At 37.5% G+C, this 16,035-nt stretch carries 14 protein-coding genes, 4 tRNA genes and 4 pseudogenes; 19 read left to right on the top strand and 3 right to left on the bottom strand.

From position 1 onward, the window contains the following. Positions 1-105 precede the first annotated feature (105 nt). Together CVPH_RS06380 and CVPH_RS06375 are read left to right on the top strand one after the other, a co-directional pair. Positions 106-489 (top strand): AraC family ligand binding domain-containing protein, encoded by a 384-nt coding sequence (locus CVPH_RS06380; RefSeq protein ID WP_342590477.1) that lies wholly within the window; start codon positions 106-108, stop codon positions 487-489. Between the two features lie 415 nt (positions 490-904). Then, positions 905-1,736 (top strand): annotated as a pseudogene (locus CVPH_RS06375) (nuclear transport factor 2 family protein). A 72-nt stretch (positions 1,737-1,808) separates the two neighbouring features. On the opposite strand, the pseudogene CVPH_RS06370 reads toward CVPH_RS06375, so the two are convergent. From CVPH_RS06370 to CVPH_RS06360, 3 pseudogenes are all read right to left on the bottom strand, one after another. Beyond that, positions 1,809-2,781: pseudogene (locus CVPH_RS06370) on the bottom strand (dimethyl sulfoxide reductase anchor subunit family protein). Positions 2,782-2,793: 12 nt separating this feature from the next. Continuing rightward, positions 2,794-3,199, bottom strand: a pseudogene (locus tag CVPH_RS06365) (hypothetical protein). Beyond that, positions 3,199-5,159 (bottom strand): annotated as a pseudogene (locus CVPH_RS06360) (molybdopterin oxidoreductase family protein). The pseudogenes CVPH_RS06365 and CVPH_RS06360 overlap by 1 nt, the downstream one beginning before the upstream one ends. A 244-nt stretch (positions 5,160-5,403) precedes the next feature. Here CVPH_RS06360 and CVPH_RS06355 point away from each other — a divergent pair. The 17 genes from CVPH_RS06355 (at position 5,404) to rplJ (ending at position 16,030) form a co-directional block, all read left to right on the top strand. Then, a complete protein-coding gene (locus tag CVPH_RS06355; RefSeq protein ID WP_201340884.1) occupies positions 5,404-5,742 on the top strand; it encodes a histidine triad nucleotide-binding protein in 339 nt (112 codons plus the stop codon). Positions 5,743-5,850: 108 nt separating this feature from the next. After that, the gene (gene gcvP, locus CVPH_RS06350) at positions 5,851-8,664 is read left to right on the top strand and encodes an aminomethyl-transferring glycine dehydrogenase (protein WP_201340883.1); all 2,814 of its coding nucleotides are present in this window, start codon (positions 5,851-5,853) and stop codon (positions 8,662-8,664) included. A gap of 309 nt (positions 8,665-8,973) precedes the next feature. Further along, complete coding sequence (locus tag CVPH_RS10225; RefSeq protein WP_225879662.1) at positions 8,974-9,168, top strand: hypothetical protein; 195 nt, start codon at positions 8,974-8,976, stop codon at positions 9,166-9,168. Continuing rightward, entirely contained in the window at positions 9,155-9,466 is a 312-nt protein-coding gene (locus tag CVPH_RS10220) for a hypothetical protein (RefSeq protein ID WP_225879661.1), read from the top strand. Before CVPH_RS10225 ends, CVPH_RS10220 begins: the two co-directional genes overlap by 14 nt. 24 nt (positions 9,467-9,490) lie before the next feature. After that, positions 9,491-9,700, top strand: coding sequence for a hypothetical protein (locus CVPH_RS06340; protein WP_201342477.1), 210 nt, complete (start codon positions 9,491-9,493; stop codon positions 9,698-9,700). A gap of 131 nt (positions 9,701-9,831) precedes the next feature. Continuing rightward, positions 9,832-10,107, top strand: a complete 276-nt coding sequence (locus tag CVPH_RS06335) for a hypothetical protein (RefSeq protein ID WP_201340882.1) — start codon at positions 9,832-9,834, stop codon at positions 10,105-10,107. A 35-nt stretch (positions 10,108-10,142) separates the two neighbouring features. Further along, complete coding sequence (locus CVPH_RS06330; protein ID WP_201340881.1) at positions 10,143-11,363, top strand: malic enzyme-like NAD(P)-binding protein; 1,221 nt, start codon at positions 10,143-10,145, stop codon at positions 11,361-11,363. 95 nt (positions 11,364-11,458) lie between these two features. Then, a tRNA-Tyr gene (locus CVPH_RS06325) sits at positions 11,459-11,543 on the top strand. Between the two features lie 17 nt (positions 11,544-11,560). Beyond that, positions 11,561-11,634 (top strand) — tRNA-Gly (locus CVPH_RS06320). A gap of 15 nt (positions 11,635-11,649) precedes the next feature. Beyond that, positions 11,650-11,725 (top strand) — tRNA-Thr (locus CVPH_RS06315). Positions 11,726-11,764: 39 nt separating this feature from the next. Further along, a complete protein-coding gene (tuf, locus tag CVPH_RS06310) occupies positions 11,765-12,955 on the top strand; it encodes an elongation factor Tu (RefSeq protein WP_201340880.1) in 1,191 nt (396 codons plus the stop codon). 75 nt (positions 12,956-13,030) lie between these two features. Next, positions 13,031-13,106, top strand: a tRNA-Trp gene (locus CVPH_RS06305). Positions 13,107-13,122: 16 nt separating this feature from the next. Then, positions 13,123-13,494, top strand: a complete 372-nt coding sequence (secE, locus tag CVPH_RS06300) for a preprotein translocase subunit SecE (protein WP_201340879.1) — start codon at positions 13,123-13,125, stop codon at positions 13,492-13,494. Between the two features lie 10 nt (positions 13,495-13,504). Further along, positions 13,505-14,038: a transcription termination/antitermination protein NusG gene (gene nusG / locus CVPH_RS06295; RefSeq protein ID WP_201340878.1), complete on the top strand. Its 534-nt coding sequence runs from the start codon at positions 13,505-13,507 to the stop codon at positions 14,036-14,038. Positions 14,039-14,145: 107 nt separating this feature from the next. Then, on the top strand, positions 14,146-14,574 hold the full coding sequence (gene rplK, locus CVPH_RS06290) for a 50S ribosomal protein L11 (RefSeq protein WP_201340877.1): 429 nt from the start codon (positions 14,146-14,148) through the stop codon (positions 14,572-14,574). A 4-nt stretch (positions 14,575-14,578) separates the two neighbouring features. After that, a complete protein-coding gene (gene rplA / locus CVPH_RS06285) occupies positions 14,579-15,274 on the top strand; it encodes a 50S ribosomal protein L1 (protein WP_201340876.1) in 696 nt (231 codons plus the stop codon). 231 nt (positions 15,275-15,505) lie between these two features. Beyond that, entirely contained in the window at positions 15,506-16,030 is a 525-nt protein-coding gene (gene rplJ / locus CVPH_RS06280) for a 50S ribosomal protein L10 (protein ID WP_201340875.1), read from the top strand. The last annotated feature ends 5 nt before the right edge of the window (positions 16,031-16,035 follow it).

Below are 16,035 nucleotides of genomic sequence, written 5' to 3'. Positions count from 1 at the left end.
GTAAAATTACTAGACATTTTTCCATAATAAAGAATGATAGAGTTAAAACAAGTCACTCGATAGGTTTTTAGAAATGTTTTTGATTTGGTAATTATGTGAAAATGAATATATCCAGATATAAAATTTAAATGTTTAACTCTTGATTCGGAAGGTATTGAAATTATAGAGCTTGATGAACTCTATCGTCGTAGGTCGACAATGGGTCATAATCCAAACAAACCACATCGAGTTCATTTTTACTTGATGTTATATATTGAACAAGGAGAAGGTGCACAATTTATTGATTTTAAGCATTACCCTTTTACAAAAGGTAGTTTTATTTTTATCAATAAAAATCAAATTCAGGCATTTTCATTAAATAATAAAATACAAGGAAAAGTGATTCTTTTCACTCAAACATGTATTGAGCAGATTCAAATAAACATGAATGTGTCGATATTTTCACTTAACCATTTGAATATTTCTTATTACCCCCATTTTTACACCTAGTCTGTTTTTTAAACAAACAGTTGTATATCACTATTTTTTGAAATAGAAAAAGAAATGATGCATGAGACTAAAAATAGTCTGATAATCATGTTTTTATTTTCTTCATTATTCATAATGTTATGAACGTGAAAAAACCCATTCTTATACAAACAAGTTGAGTAGATCTTAAGTAAAACAATTTAATTGTTTTACTTTATTGTTAGAGAAAAAATTTAAAAAGGAAAGAGGAACTTCTTACTATTCAACAGAATCACATGTCACCTATAAAACCTTAAATAATTTATGCAAACTAGCCATTAATCAAATCGTAAAACAATTAATTGATGCGCATACAATAATAGAAGTTAAACGGCGTTTAATCTTGGAAAACAAACAAGTATAAGAAATGGCTTACGATTTTGGCGATGGATTAAAAATGAAACATATAACAATTTTGTTGGATACATTTTTTTTACTTGTAGCTTGCAATCAAAACAATAAAAAAGGAGAACAAATAAATTTATCAAATAAAGAAAAAGTCGTTGCTTTACTAAATAGTATTGAAACGGGTAATCAAACAGCTGTAAGTTATATCAATGCTAAAGAATATACTCAGCATAATTTATCTATTAGTGATGGCTTGGAAGGTTTTGGGGCAATGCTAAAGTTAATGTTGTACGCAGCTTTGAAGAAGGTGATTATGTGTTTACACACACGAATTATAATTTCTTTGGTCTTCTAAGGTAGGTTTTGATTTGTTTCGATTCAAGGATGGTTTAATTGTTGAGCATTGGGATAATCTTGATGTAAAAACGGATAAACCCAACTCAAGTGGACACACTCAGCTTGATGGAACAACAAATATTTCTGATATTAATAAAACCGAAGAAAATAAAACGTTAGTAAAAAGTTTCATTGAAACTATATTGATGAAAGGTGAAATGGATAAAATTGCCAGCTTTTTTGATGGTGATAACTATATTCAACACAACACAGCAGTTGCAGATGGGTTATCTGGTTTGAGTCAAGCTCTAGAGGCGATGGCAAAACAAGGAATAAAAATGAGCTACACAAAAAACTATAAAATACTGGGCGAAGGAAACTTTGTACTAAGCATTAGTGAAGGTCAATTTGGTGGTGTAGATACATCGTTTTACGATTTATTTAGAGTTGAAAATGGTAAAATTATTGAACATTGGAATATTATTGAGTCAATAATTTCGAAAGACCAGTGGAAAAATACTAACGGGAAATTTGGTAATTTGTGACAAGTTTCTTTTTCTTGATGGAGAATGTCTTTATCAAGAATTTTCCACTACCAAAGAATTCATCAGAGTGAATTAAGTAACTTGGTAGTAAATGTTTTGCTTGTGCAAAAAAAAGAACCAACGTTCAGCGATGAGACTGATGTATTGGCTGATTGCGCAGATGAAGAGCAATTCATAGTCATCATATTAATCATTGCATTGCTTAGTAGGGATAATGGTACAACAAAAACCATCAGTATAAAAATCCATTTGACACTTTTTAGGAAAATAGCACTTTTGCCGTGAAAATACTCCTGTGTATTATACGAGCCATCCATGGGCACCCATTGATACTTGTTTAATTTTATCATGACGTATGCCAATGGCGCTTTGTGGGGTTGATTTCGGTTTGAGTTTTGCGCTTCTAATTAATGAGATAAGACGCATAATAGCAGTAAGCAGGGTAAATATAATTGCCCAGCCTATGAATAATTTAACCGAATTTTCAGCTTGATAATGGGTGAATACAGTAGCAATAGAAAATCCAGACGCCATACCGAATAAAGTATAGTTAATCACAGTAAGTGGTGATGCCCACTCTTGAATAAATTTAATGCAAGCATAAATCATACCTGTACAGACAAATAAAATCAGCGATAGTAAGACACCTACGCTACCAACAACAAGGCTTAGTGTGATTGAAATTTTGTCGTTAATGTCAAATAGCACAGTGTCAATATTTAGATAGTGAATGAGTCCATAAACAAAGATAATCCCTAATTACACTTGGTAGTGCAATAACTTCTCTAGAAAGCCAAGAAGTTCGCCACATGGTAGCACTACACCAAGTTCGCTCAGGATGACCTAGATGGAAAATTGACGCTATCAGTCCTAATAATAATAAACCCAGTGCAATCAATGCACCTAGATCATAAAATTGGATTGGATCATTAATGGGGACAATTTCAACGACTGAATAGGTTTGTGCTATCATGAGCGCCATGAATAGCCCTTGTCCAGCGCCAATAAGCGTTGTTAGAAAAATAACTGAAAATGCTGGGTGCATAAAATCTCCTTACTAACTGGTGACATCATCAAGTGATGGTGCGTTTTTATCCATGTTAAAGTGTTCTTTTTAAGCAGATTATCAGACCTTTTAAGCTCATCTTGGTGAATGGTGAATGGTGAATGGTGAATGGTGAGTTTTGATTTGCGTCGTGGCAAGTAATGATTGGCTAGCTTGGCGCCCCATTCTGGCATCAGTTGATAGCTGCCTTCTTCGCGGATGATTTGTGACACTTCAGAGGTGTCATCATGCACATCACTAAAAAGCTTTGCGCCTGTTGGGTTTTCATCGTAGGCATTAAAATCTACCATCGGTCCTGCTTGTCCTGAGTTATTCCATTCTTTGCAACTGAACTGATCACACAATCGGAGCAACCAACGCAAACGTTCAAATCAATTTGCAGTGCAAGTTGTGCCATTATTTACCCCCTTTTAATAATTTAGAAAACAAATCCTTGCCGCTCACATAAGCCATAAATTTAGTTTGACGTTTACGCACACCAGGTAGTGGTGTTTGCGCATTAAATTGTGGCAAAGTTATTTTTGCTTCATTCTTTGTGCATTTATAAACTTTAACACGCACATCAAACCAGCCAGTTTGGCCTGTTACTGGGCTAGAGTTGGAAATGCGTCTGCCATTTTGCTCTTTGTTGCTAAAGGGTAAATCTTCAGCAATTAGGTGGTTCATTAAAAAGCCTTGATTGGATTCATTGGCTTTGTTTGATAAATTCCAAGCGCCTTTTGATTTGCCAATTGCATTTCAAGTCCATACAGTTCCTGGTTCTACAGCTTCACTAAAGCGACACATACAGCGAACTTTTCCGTGTGGAGATTCTATCCACACCCAATCACCATCATCAAAACCACCTGCTTTACCAACACTTTTGTGCATAATTAAATGATTGTATGCGTGAATTTGTCTAAGCCAAGCATTTTGCGAATCCCACGAGTGATACATTGCCATAGGGCGTTGAGTAATTGCATTTAAAGGAAATTCATTAATGCCTGTATGTTGAGATTCAATTGGGTCGTGATATAAAGGCAAGGGGTCAAAAAATTCTTGTATGCGAGCGCGGAGCTCTTCTGGCGGTTGTTTGCCTTTGCGCTTACCTTGTGCGGCTAATTTTAATTTTTGCAATACTTCTGAGTACAAATGGATTTGCACAGGTTCGGCGTAGCGAGTCAGCCCGTTGTGCTTTGCTCATTGAAGATAACCCAAATTCTAGTTACGCATATATTGGTATGATTTTGGCAATTTATAATGGAAGAAACAATCATTATCAACGTATTTTTTTCATTGGTTTTTGTTAGGCTCGCCTTTCATCTGCTTTTCGCTATTTTTACCACACCAACCTGCCAGACAAGCAATGCCTGAGTCTTTGGCAGTTTTGTAATTGATGATAAAGTCGGGGTAATATTTGTATTTTAGATTGCCATTTTCATCAACAAAAGCAGGGGATTTAAGCTTTGATGCTAATTCTATCAGCACTTCTTGGAAGGGTTTGCAATCGCCTGTCACTGGCAATACTGGCATACGTAGAGAATCTACCGGGCCGTAAAATTCTGAAATGGGTCGATTCAGCATGCTCATCACATCGTGGCGTTCTACGTTCTAAGTAGGTGGTGTCAGGTAGGATTAAATCATCACTGTCTCCATTTATATTGACTAACTCGGCAGCGATTTGGTATATTTAATTAAAAATTCACGATCAAACAAACCTTGCTTGATTAATTCATGATTAATTGCCATAACATTAGTGCCTGGTTTGATAGGTATTCACTCATCAGAAATGGCAGAATAGCCAGTGCGCACTGGGTTGATTGAAATAAATTTACCGCCATTGCGTTTAAATTTACTCATCTCAATCTTCATTGGATTGGAGTGGTGATCCTCAGCTGTACTAATCATAATAAAGAGTTTTGCCCTTTCCAAATCTGGACCACCGAACTCCCAAACGAACCACTAATGGTATAAATCATGCCAGCTGCCATATTGACCAAGCAAGATCCACCGTGGGTGGCATAATTTGGCGTGTCATATTGTTTGGCAAATAGCCCTGTTAAGGCCTGCATTTGGTCACAACCTGTAAATAAAGTAAACTTTTTAGGGTCTGTTGTGCGAATGTGGGACAGGCGTTTTTCCATAATCTCACAAGCCTCATCCCATTCAATTGCTTCAAATTGTGACTCGCCACGTTGCGCACCTTCTTTTCTTTTAAGTGGCTTGGTTAAGCGCGCAGGCGAGTATTGTTTCATAATGCCAGCTGAACCTTTGGTACAAATCACACCTTTGTTTAAAGGGTGGTTTGGGTTACCTTCAATATAGCGAATTTCACCATTTTCAATCGTAACATTAATGCCGCAACGACAAGCGCACATATAATAAGTAGTGCTTTGAATCTCTTTATTTGTCGGCTTATTTTGTTTTGATATGTTTTGTGCTTATCAAAAAAAATTATTTGAAGATGTGTATTTTAAAGTATTTAATTCAACTGATTTATATTAATATTTATTAATATAGATTACTAAGAAAAGCGGTTTGTGCATTTGTTAAATGAGGATAAAATAAAATTTACTTTTTACTTTTTACTTTTTACTTTTTACTTTTTACTTTTTACTTTTTATGACTGATTGTTTATTTTGTAAAATGGTTAATGGTGACATTCCAGTCAATAAAATCTATGAAGATGAAGATGTTCTTGCTTTTCATGATATGAATCCACAAGCACCCCATCATTTTTTAGTCATTCCAAAAACACACATTAAAACTTTAAATAATGCTGATGATGCGCAGTTGTTAGGCAAACTAACATTAACAGCAAGTTGTATTGCTAAAAAGTTAGGTTTTGCTGATGAGGGTTATCGTGTGGTGATGAATTGTAATGAACAAGGCGGGCAAACGGTTTATCATATTCATCTTCATTGTCTAGGTGGGCGAGCACTGACTTGGCCGCCAGGGTAATAAGCGTCTTTTTGAAAAGGTGTTTATAAGCCTTATTTTTTACAAGGAAAACAAACCTCTAATCAGATAAAATTTAGCCCTTAAATTTATTGAAATATTTTATCCATTATGAGTAATGAATTTTTAGCCAGACATCTTGGCCCAAGTAAAAGTGATATTGAGACTATGCTAAGCAGTATTGGTTGCTTATCTGTTGATGAGGTGATATCAAAAACAGTGCCTAAAAATATTTTATTTGGCAATCGAATGGCACTTGATGAAGGCATGACTGAGCGGGATACTTTGGCATTAGCCTCAAGCCTTGCTGCTAAAAATATCTTAGCAACTAACTTTATCGGTCAAGGTTATTATGGCACGCTAATGCCGAGCGTCATTCAACGTAATATTTTAGAAAACCCAGGTTGGTACACAGCTTATACACCTTATCAGGCTGAGATTTCTCAAGGTCGTTTGGAAATGCTGCTTAATTTTCAGCAAATGATTATCGATTTAACGGGCATGGATATCTCCAATGCGTCATTATTAGATGAGCCAACTGCTTGTGCTGAAGCGATGATGATGGCCAAGCGCGCTAATAGGAAAAACAAATCTAATTGTTTTTTGATTAATATTAACACCCATCCACAAACCATTACCATTTTGCAAACTCGTGCCAAGCCGTTAGGCATTGAGTTGATTATTAAAGACATTCAACACGATGATTTTAGTAGTTGTTTTGCTTGTTTGATGCAATATCCAGGCACAAATGGCGATGTTCGAGATTTAACTGCTGACATTACTAGAGCAAAAAATAATAATGTATTAACCATTGTTGCTTGTGACCTTTTAGCATTGACACTCCTTAAAACCCCTGCAGAAATGGGGGCTGATATTGCAGTGGGCAGCTCGCAACGCTTTGGCGTGCCTATGGGCTTTGGTGGGCCACATGCGGCATTTTTAAGTGCGCGTGATACGTTTAAACGCATGATACCAGGTCGGCTTATTGGTATGTCTCAAGATGTTTTAGGCAATCCAGCAATGCGCATGTCATTACAAACTCGTGAGCAACACATTCGTCGAGATAAAGCCACTAGTAATATTTGCACTGCTCAAGTTTTATTAGCAGTGCTTGCTGCCGCTTATGGTATTTATCATGGCGCTAAAGGCTTGAAAAAAATTGCGTTAAGTGTGCATGCTAAGGCCAATAATCTTGCCAAAAGCCTGCTTGATGCGGGCTTTGAATTAGCCGCAGAGCAATTTTTTGACACAATCACTATTAATACGACTAATGCTGTTAGTTTGTTTAATACAGCACAATCAAACAACATTAATTTACGTTTAATTAATGACAACCAATTAAGCATTGCACTTGATGAAACTACAACAGTTGATGAATTATCACGCCTTGTGTCAATCCTATCAACAGATAAAACTGTTTATTATCAGTCAGAAAATTTTCTTTTGAATATTACTAAAAATAATTTACGTACTTCAGATTATTTGACTCACCCTGTGTTTAGCAACTACCACTGTGAGACTGAAATGATGCGCTATTTGAAGCGTTTGGAAAATAAAGACATTGCGCTTAATCATTCAATGATTGCACTAGGCTCTTGCACTATGAAGCTTAATGCTGCGACGCAGATGTATCCAATTACACTGACTGGTTTTTCTGATTTGCATCCATATGCACCAGAAAATCAAACCAAAGGTTATCAGCAATTGTTTAAAGATTTAGAGCAGGCATTAGTAGAAGTTACAGGCTACGATGCAGTTTCTCTACAACCCAATGCAGGCTCCCAAGGTGAGTTTGCAGGTCTTCTAGCAATTAAGTCGTATCATCAATCCAAAGGCGAAGAAGGACGTAATATTTGCCTAATCCCTCAATCAGCACATGGTACTAATCCTGCCAGTGCAGTTATGGCAGGCATGAAAGTGGTGATTGTCAAATGTGACGAATCTGGCAATATTGACATCCAAGATTTAACAACAAAGGCTGAGAAATACGCAGATGAGTTATCAGCCATTATGGTGACTTATCCTTCTACCCACGGTGTATTCGAGGTTGAAATTAAACAAATATGTGAGATTATTCACACCCATGGTGCTCAAGTATATTTAGATGGTGCTAATCTAAATGCCATGGTTGGTATTACTCGTATGGGTGAATTTGGTGCAGATGTGTCACATATTAATTTACACAAAACATTTGCCATTCCACATGGTGGTGGTGGTCCAGGTATGGGGCCGATTGGCGTTAAAGTACACTTGAAAGAGTTTTTACCTGGCAATCCACTGATTAAAGATTCTAACGCCGTATCCGCTGCCATGTATGGCAGCGCTTCAATTTTGCCAATTTCTTGGTCATATATTAAGCTATTAGGTAAATACGGCATGCAAAGGTCTACCGAAGTTGCCATTGTGAGTGCTAACTATATTGCCAACGAACTGAAAGATTATTTTCCAATCTTGTATCAAGGTGAGCACAATATGGTCGCGCATGAGTGCATTATTGATATTCGCCCTTTAAAAGAACAAAGTGGCATCTCTGAAGAAGACATTGCCAAGCGTTTGATGGACTATGGTTTTCACTCGCCAACCATGTCATTTCCAGTGGCAGGCACACTCATGATTGAGCCTACAGAAAGTGAATCGCTATGTGAAATTAATCGTTTTATTAAGGCAATGATTAGTATTTATGTCGAGATTCAAAAAGTAATTAAAGGCGAGTGGGATAAGGACAACAACCCCCTTAAAAACGCCCCACATACAGCAATTGAAATGGCTGGACAATGGCAATATCCTTACTCACGAGAGGAGGCGTTATATCCAGTAGACTCACTGAAACAAAATAAATATTTTCCACCCGTTAAGCGAATCGATAATATGTATGGCGATCGAAATTTATTCTGCTCGTGCCCAGACATTAATGATTTTGAGTGAACAGTTTTTACATTTTTCTTGTGTGTTTTATTTGGTTATTCTAATAGGTTAAAGTTGCGTCTAGTTATTTTGATTAAGCAATATTATCTTAAATTATCCTATAAATTTATCAAATAGCCTGTCAACCTTGATGAAGAAGCCAAAGTTAATCAAGTAGTTAGTTTTGCAAGGTTGCCTTTTGCTAAAATTGATGTTGGTTAGATGATTTTTTAGATTAGCCACAGAAATTTTATATTATGATTTTTTATCTTAGTAAGAGGTAAGTAAGTGTAGAGTATTTTGAAAAAAAATAACTAAAAATTTTCGTCTATGAACTATCACTTAATTCATCAAGATTCAATTAGTACTGTGCTAGATAAAGCGTGTCAATATCAAGCTTTACGTGAACCAGATTTGGCAATTAGTATTTGTATTGATGTGTTTGCGGTTGATTCGGACAATCAAGATGCTTTAGTGGTCTATATTTTGGCTTTAACAGACCAGTGCTCACATGGCGGCACTTAAAGTAAAAGATAAGAAAATTATCCAAACCATTGCTAAATTAGACTCAGAATTTCATCAATATTATTACACAGGGATTTTTCTTGAGCGAAAAGCTAGGGCATGGCTTAAAAACCCAATGTCACAATCTTTTGCTTATGAGGGGTTAATAGAGGCAATTGGTCAGTATGAAATGGCTGAAAAAATGGCACCATCGCATTGTTCAGACCCTGTTTTGCGCTATAACAGTTGTCTAGAACCATTGAGAAGGAGCGCTTGCAGTTTAGAGTGGAGTTTACTAGTGTTACTTTTAAAAAACTGATGGTTTTCTTACGTTATTTTTCACATGCTGAGCTTGCTAAATTTTCACTTTGGTCAAAGTGCTTTTAATGGTTTTTATGATTGGTTTAACCAGTTGTTTGCTTACTGTTTAATGGTGCTGATATTGATTGTGTTGCTTGGTTTTCACGTTGTTGTGGTATTGTCTCGTCAACTTATTAATAATATTGGCAAAGGGCAAGCTTATCAAAAAATCTTATCCTTAGGACGTTCCTAGATTTTTTGCTTGGGCCGGTGCCGGTACATTATTTGTGTTTATCGAATTATCCAATCAGGTGGCTGCATATCCATGCATACAGGTAGCGCTCTAGAAGCGAATAATACCTTGGTACAAAAAACATGCTTCTGATGAGGCGTTTAATTCTGCAGCTTGTATTGGCTGTGGTGCTTGTGTGGCGGGTTTGCTCAAATGCGAGTGCAACATTATTTGTGGCAGCAAAAATAACCCATTTGGCATTATTACCCCAAGGCAAAATTGAATCCAAAGACAGGGTAAAAAAACTCATTTTAAAAATGCAATCTGAAGGCTTTGGTAGTTGTTCAAATCACAGGCATTGTATGCGTGCTTGTCCTAAAGATGTATCATTAAAAAATATTACAAGGATGAATAAGATTCTTGGATAATAATATTAACTTTTAACTTAACATAAAAACCACTAATGAGCTCAAAACTTCATCAATCAGCACTAGAATATCACCAAGGCGACCGTCCAGGAAAGATCATTGTTTCATCACACAAGCCACTAGCAACACGTGAAGATCTTAGTTTAGCATACACCCCTGGAGTTGCCGCACCTGTTTGTGAGATTGCACAAGATGCAAACAAAGTTTATGACTTTACCATTAAGCGTAATTTGGTTGCTGTTATTTCTGATGGTTCGGCAGTCTTAGGGCTTGGCAATGTGGGGCCACTAGCATCTAAACCTGTGATGGAGGGCAAGGCAGTATTGTTTAAACATTTTGCAGATATTGATGTCTTTGATATTGAGGTTGACACTCAAGATGTTGATGAATTTGTACAAACGGTTAAAAATATTGCACCAACGTTTGGTGGTATTAATCTTGAGGACATTTCAGCGCCTCGTTGTTTTGAAATTGAAAAACGTTTAATTGAAATGCTTGATATTCCTGTTTTCCACGATGACCAGCACGGAACAGCCATTATTATCGCAGCAGGGTTGTTAAATTCGCTTGAAATCCAAGGTAAGCATATTGAAACTGCCAAGTTGGTTTGTTTGGGTGCTGGCTCAGCAGGTATTGCCACTTTAAACTTATTGTGTGAATTAGGACTGTCAAAGGATAATATTTTATTGGTTGATAGAGAAGGTGTTATTTCTCAAGACATGAAAAATGTTAGTCAAATTAAAGCGCAATATAGTGTGAAAACGGATAAAAAAACCTTGGCAGATGCCATGCAAGGTGCAGATGTGTTTATTGGTGTTGCTGCTGCTAACTTGGTGTCAAAACAGATGATTAAATCAATGGCAGGTAAGCCTATTGTGTTCGCTTTGTCAAATCCAGACCCTGAAATTTCACCCAAAGATACTAATTCAGTACGTGATGATTTAATCATGGCAACAGGTCGAAGTGATTATCCAAATCAAGTTAACAATGTATTGGGTTTTCCTTTTATTTTCAGAGGTGCGCTAGATGCAAAAGCTAGTGAAATCAATTCAAAAATGAAAATAGCAGCGGTTCATGCGCTTAAGGACTTAGCAAAACTTGAAGTACCAGACAGTGTCTTAAAAGCTTATAGTGTAAAGTCCATGGTGTTTGGTAAAGATTATATCATTCCCAAACCTTTTGACCCAAGGTTGATAGATATAGTGCCAAAAGCGGTATTTGATGCTGCTGTTTCAAGTGGTGTTTCACGTTTGTAATTAGCAAGAATACAAACTTTTAAAAAACAATAAAAAACGTTAAATTAACGCTTGCGCTCTAAAGATAGCTATGGGATAATACCTGATTGTTTTTTGGAGGGGTTCCCGAGTGGTCAAAGGGAACAGACTGTAAATCTGTCGGCTCTGCCTTCGAAGGTTCAAATCCTTCCCCCTCCACCATAAAGCATAATAGGTTTGCGGGTATCGTATATTGGTATTACCTTGGCCTTCCAAACCAATGAGACGAGTTCGATTCTCGTTACCCGCTCCAAGATGGGGGAGTTGTGCTCACCTAGCTCAGTTGGTAGAGCACTTCCTTGGTAAGGAAGAGGTCGGTGGTTCAAATCCGCTGGTGAGCTCCAAAAAATTTAAAATTTAATTGTTAAACGTAGGAGCATAAAATGTCAAAAGAAAAATTCGAAAGAACCAAACCACACGTCAACGTCGGCACAATCGGTCACGTTGACCACGGCAAAACCACACTCACAGCCGCCATCACTAAAGTCATGGCAGAAGCGCGCGGTGGCGAATTCAAAGATTACGCAGATATTGATAATGCCCCTGAAGAAAGAGAACGTGGTATTACTATTTCAACAGCCCACGTAGAATATGAAAGTGAAGCTCGTCACTATGCACACGTTGACTGCCCAGGACACGCTGACTACGTTAAGAACATGATCACAGGCGCTGCTCAAATGGATGGCGCTATTATTGTCATCGCTGCTACAGACGGTCCAATGGCTCAAACCCGTGAGCACATTCTATTATCTAAGCAAGTAGGTGTACCTTACATCGTTGTTTACATGAACAAAGCCGATATGGTTGATGATGAAGAATTGGTTGAATTGGTTGAAATGGAAATCCGTGAGCTATTAGACGAATACGATTTTCCAGGTGACGACACCCCAGTTATCTTCGGTTCAGCACTGAAAGCTTTAGAAGGCGATATGTCAGAGATTGGCGTACCTTCAATCATCAAATTAGTAGAAGCACTAGACACCTACATTCCAACGCCTAAGCGTGACACAGATAAATCCTTCATCATGCCAATTGAGGACGTGTTCTCAATTTCAGGTCGTGGTACTGTGGTAACAGGTCGTATTGAAGCAGGCATTGTTAATGTCGGTGATGAGTTAGAAATCGTGGGTATTAAAGACACACAAACCACCACTTGTACAGGTGTTGAAATGTTTAGAAAGTTACTTGATTCAGGCGAAGCAGGCGACAATGTTGGTGTGCTACTTCGTGGTACTAAGCGTGAAGAAGTTGAGCGCGGTCAAGTATTGGCTAAGCCAGGTTCAATCAAGCCACATTCAAAGTTTGAAGCTGAAGTTTATATTTTAAGCAAAGATGAAGGTGGTCGCCATACCCCATTCTTTAACAACTACCGTCCACAGTTCTATTTTAGAACAACAGACGTGACAGGTGCTTGTCAGCTACCTGATGGTGTAGAGATGGTAATGCCTGGTGACAACGTGAAAATGCAAGTAGAATTATTGTCACCAATCGCTATGGAAGATGGTTTAAGGTTTGCTATTAGAGAAGGTGGTCGTACGGTGGGTGCGGGTGTGGTTTCTAAGGTGACGGATTAATCAAAAAAGTTAAAACTTAAACAGATTTAAAAAATAGAGTTGGCTTGGACAATAGTCCAAGCCTTTAAGGTTTATAGGCAAGTGGCTCAATTGGTAGAGTAATGGTCTCCAAAACCATTGGTTGGGGGTTCGAGTCCCTCCTTGCCTGCCATGTTAAAGGATGTAATGTGACTAAAGCAGTAGAAAGACAAGCAAAAGAGTCGCCACTAGGAATGATTGTATCAGTTCTAATTGTGATAGTATCTCTTGTGTTGTTTTATTTAGACCCATTAGGGTTAAATACAACGCTATACAAAGTATTGGTTTTATTGGTTGGTCTTGTGTTGGCAGGTTTTGTGTTCTTTAAATCACCCCAAGGCGTGCGTTTTAGTTTATTTTTAATTGAGACAAAAATTGAATTACGCAAAGTTGTGTGGCCCACGCGCGATGAAACTATTAAAACCACAGGTATGATTATGGTTGCTGTTGTGATTGTGGCTATTTTCTTGTGGATAGTTGATGCACTGCTCTCGTGGATGGTGCAGTTGTTAACAAATTAAGAGGGCTAAGATGTCTAAAAGATGGTATGTGCTTCATGCAAGAAGTGGTTTTGAAGCGAAAGTTAAGATTGCAATTGAAGAGTCTGTTATTAGAGAAGGACTTGAAGACTTGGTAGGTGAGGTTTTGGTGCCAACTGAGCAAGTTGTTGAGTTAAAAAATGGGCAGAAAAAAACAGCAGAACGTAAGTTTTTTCCAGGTTATATGCTGGTGAATATGAAACTTACTGAACCCAGTTGGTTGCTAGTTAAAAACACCAATAATGTGATTGGTTTTATTGGTGGTTCATCAGGTAAACCCTCTCCAATTACGCAACGTGAAGTTGATAAAATTCTTGCACGTGTGCAAGAAGGTGCTGACAAGCCTAAGCCTAAAGTGGCTTATCAACCAGGCGAAGAAATTTTAGTTATTGATGGACCATTTAATGAATTTAATGGCTTGGTTCAGGCAGTTGATTATGAAAAGAATTTATTGAAAGTAGAGGTGCTAATTTTTGGTCGTTCTACTTCAGTAGAATTGGAATTCTCACAAGTAGATAAGACTTAAACGACAAACAACTTTAAAAGTTGTGATTTAACAGGGGAGCTTAATCGGCGTTTGCACCCATAACGGGCATAAATACCCAAAATGAGGCAAAGCCTCAAGGAAGAAAAATGGCTAAAAAAATTGAATCCTATATTAAACTTCAAGTGGCTGCACAAGAAGCAAATCCATCACCACCTGTAGGTCCTGCATTGGGCCAGCATGGTGTTAATATTATGGAATTTTGTAAAGCATTTAACGCAAAAACTCAAGATATTGACAAAGGCATGAAAGTGCCCGTTGTAATCACTGTTTATAGTGATCGTAGTTTTACTTTTGTAACTAAAACACCAGCAGCAGCCTTGTTAATTCTAAAAATAACTGGCATTAAAAAAGGTAGCGGCGTTCCTCATCTAGATAAAGTGGGCAATATTACTCGTGCTCAGTTAGAAGAAGTGGCTAGTATGAAGATGAAGGATTTGAATGCCAATGACATGGATGCAGCAGTTAATATTATTGCTGGCACGGCTAGGTCAATGGGTATTACAGTGGAGGGTTGAGCAAGTGGCTAAATTAACAAAAAAACAAAAAGACATTTCAGCCAAGGTTGAGTCTAATAAGCGTTATTCAATTAATGATGCTTTGAATCTATTAAAAGAATGTGCAACAGCAAAATTTGATGAGTCTATTGATGTGAGTATCAATTTAGGTATTGATGCTAAGAAATCTGACCAAAATGTTCGTGGTGCAGTTGTACTTCCAAATGGTACGGGCAAAACAGTCCGTGTTGCTGTATTTACTCAAGGTGACAATGTGGCTAAAGCACAAGATGCTGGTGCAGATGTTGTTGGTATGGAAGATTTAATGAAATCTATGCAAGACGGTGATTTAAACTATGACGTGGTAATTGCGTCTCCAGACGCCATGGGTGTTGTGGGTCGCCTAGGTCAAGTGTTAGGTCCTCGTGGTTTAATGCCTAACCCTAAAGTCGGTACAGTAACGCCAGATGTTGCAACTGCTGTTAATAATGCTAAAGCAGGTCAAGTGCGTTATCGCGCTGACAAAGCTGGCATTGTTCATGGCTGTGTTGGCAGAGCGTCATTTGATGTAAGTGCACTAGCACAAAATATTAATGCTTTAATGGAGGCACTTAAAAAAGTAAAACCCAGTTCAACCAAGGGTATTTTTTTTAAAAAATTAAGTATTTCTTCGACTATGGGGCCAGGACTTAGCGTTGATTTAGCAAGTGTGGATATTTAAATTTTATTAAAAGAAGCCTTTGTATGATGATGTAAAGGACTTTAAAAGAATTCTTTGGGTCGCAAGATTTGTCTTGCATGGCCTCAAAGACCATAGGTGCAAGTATATCTTCTGGTATGTTTGTTTAATTGATTGATTTTTTCGATCTGCCTATGTAGAGGGTATGCAAATACTCTGTGGCGAAAGTTATCAAAAGATGGCTTTCTTTTTTAAATTGTTCAGGAGGGGTAAATGGCTCTAAATCTGATGGCAAAAAAGGCAGTTGTCGAACAAGTAAACTCACTCGCAAAAGTGTCAATTTCTGTTGGCGTTGCTGAGTATCGTGGATTGACAGTTGAGCAAATGACTAATTTACGTTCAAGTGCGACTGATGCTAATGTGACTTTACGTGTTGTAAGGAACTCACTAGCAAAAAGAGCATTGGTAGAGACAGAATGTGAATGTGTATTGCCGGTTCTTAGTGGACCTGTTATTTTGGGTTTTTCACAACAAGATCCAGGTGCAGTAGCACGAGTATTCAAAAATTTTATCAAAGATAATGAAGATTTAGTCGTTAAAGGTTTGGGCGTTTCAGGTGAATTTGTAGAATCAAATCAACTTCAACGCATTGCAAACTTACCAACTAAAGATCAAGCAATTGGTATCACAATGGCGTTAATGTTAGCACCAGTTGAGAAGCTAGTTAGAACCTTAATTGAGGTACCAACTAAGGCGACTCGAGTAGTGGCAGCAGTTCGTGATCAAAAACAATCATAAATAAA

Source organism: Abyssogena phaseoliformis symbiont OG214 (assembly GCF_016592595.1).
Taxonomy (GTDB): Bacteria; Pseudomonadota; Gammaproteobacteria; order PS1; family Pseudothioglobaceae; genus Ruthia.
Note: the sequence above shows the minus strand (reverse complement) of the source record. Positions and strands in the feature narration are given on the sequence as shown.

Excerpts from the sequence above, each read along its gene's own strand:
- CVPH_RS06355 (WP_201340884.1), top strand. The coding sequence starts at position 5,404 with ATGACTGATTGTTTATTTTGTAAAATGGTTAATGGTGACATTCCAGTC.
- gcvP (WP_201340883.1), top strand. The coding sequence starts at position 5,851 with ATGAGTAATGAATTTTTAGCCAGACATCTTGGCCCAAGTAAAAGTGAT.
- CVPH_RS10225 (WP_225879662.1), top strand. The coding sequence starts at position 8,974 with ATGAACTATCACTTAATTCATCAAGATTCAATTAGTACTGTGCTAGAT.
- CVPH_RS10220 (WP_225879661.1), top strand. The coding sequence starts at position 9,155 with ATGGCGGCACTTAAAGTAAAAGATAAGAAAATTATCCAAACCATTGCT.
- CVPH_RS06340 (WP_201342477.1), top strand. The coding sequence starts at position 9,491 with ATGCTGAGCTTGCTAAATTTTCACTTTGGTCAAAGTGCTTTTAATGGT.
- CVPH_RS06335 (WP_201340882.1), top strand. The coding sequence starts at position 9,832 with ATGAGGCGTTTAATTCTGCAGCTTGTATTGGCTGTGGTGCTTGTGTGG.
- CVPH_RS06330 (WP_201340881.1), top strand. The coding sequence starts at position 10,143 with ATGAGCTCAAAACTTCATCAATCAGCACTAGAATATCACCAAGGCGAC.
- tuf (WP_201340880.1), top strand. The coding sequence starts at position 11,765 with ATGTCAAAAGAAAAATTCGAAAGAACCAAACCACACGTCAACGTCGGC.
- nusG (WP_201340878.1), top strand. The coding sequence starts at position 13,505 with ATGTCTAAAAGATGGTATGTGCTTCATGCAAGAAGTGGTTTTGAAGCG.
- rplK (WP_201340877.1), top strand. The coding sequence starts at position 14,146 with ATGGCTAAAAAAATTGAATCCTATATTAAACTTCAAGTGGCTGCACAA.
- rplJ (WP_201340875.1), top strand. The coding sequence starts at position 15,506 with ATGGCTCTAAATCTGATGGCAAAAAAGGCAGTTGTCGAACAAGTAAAC.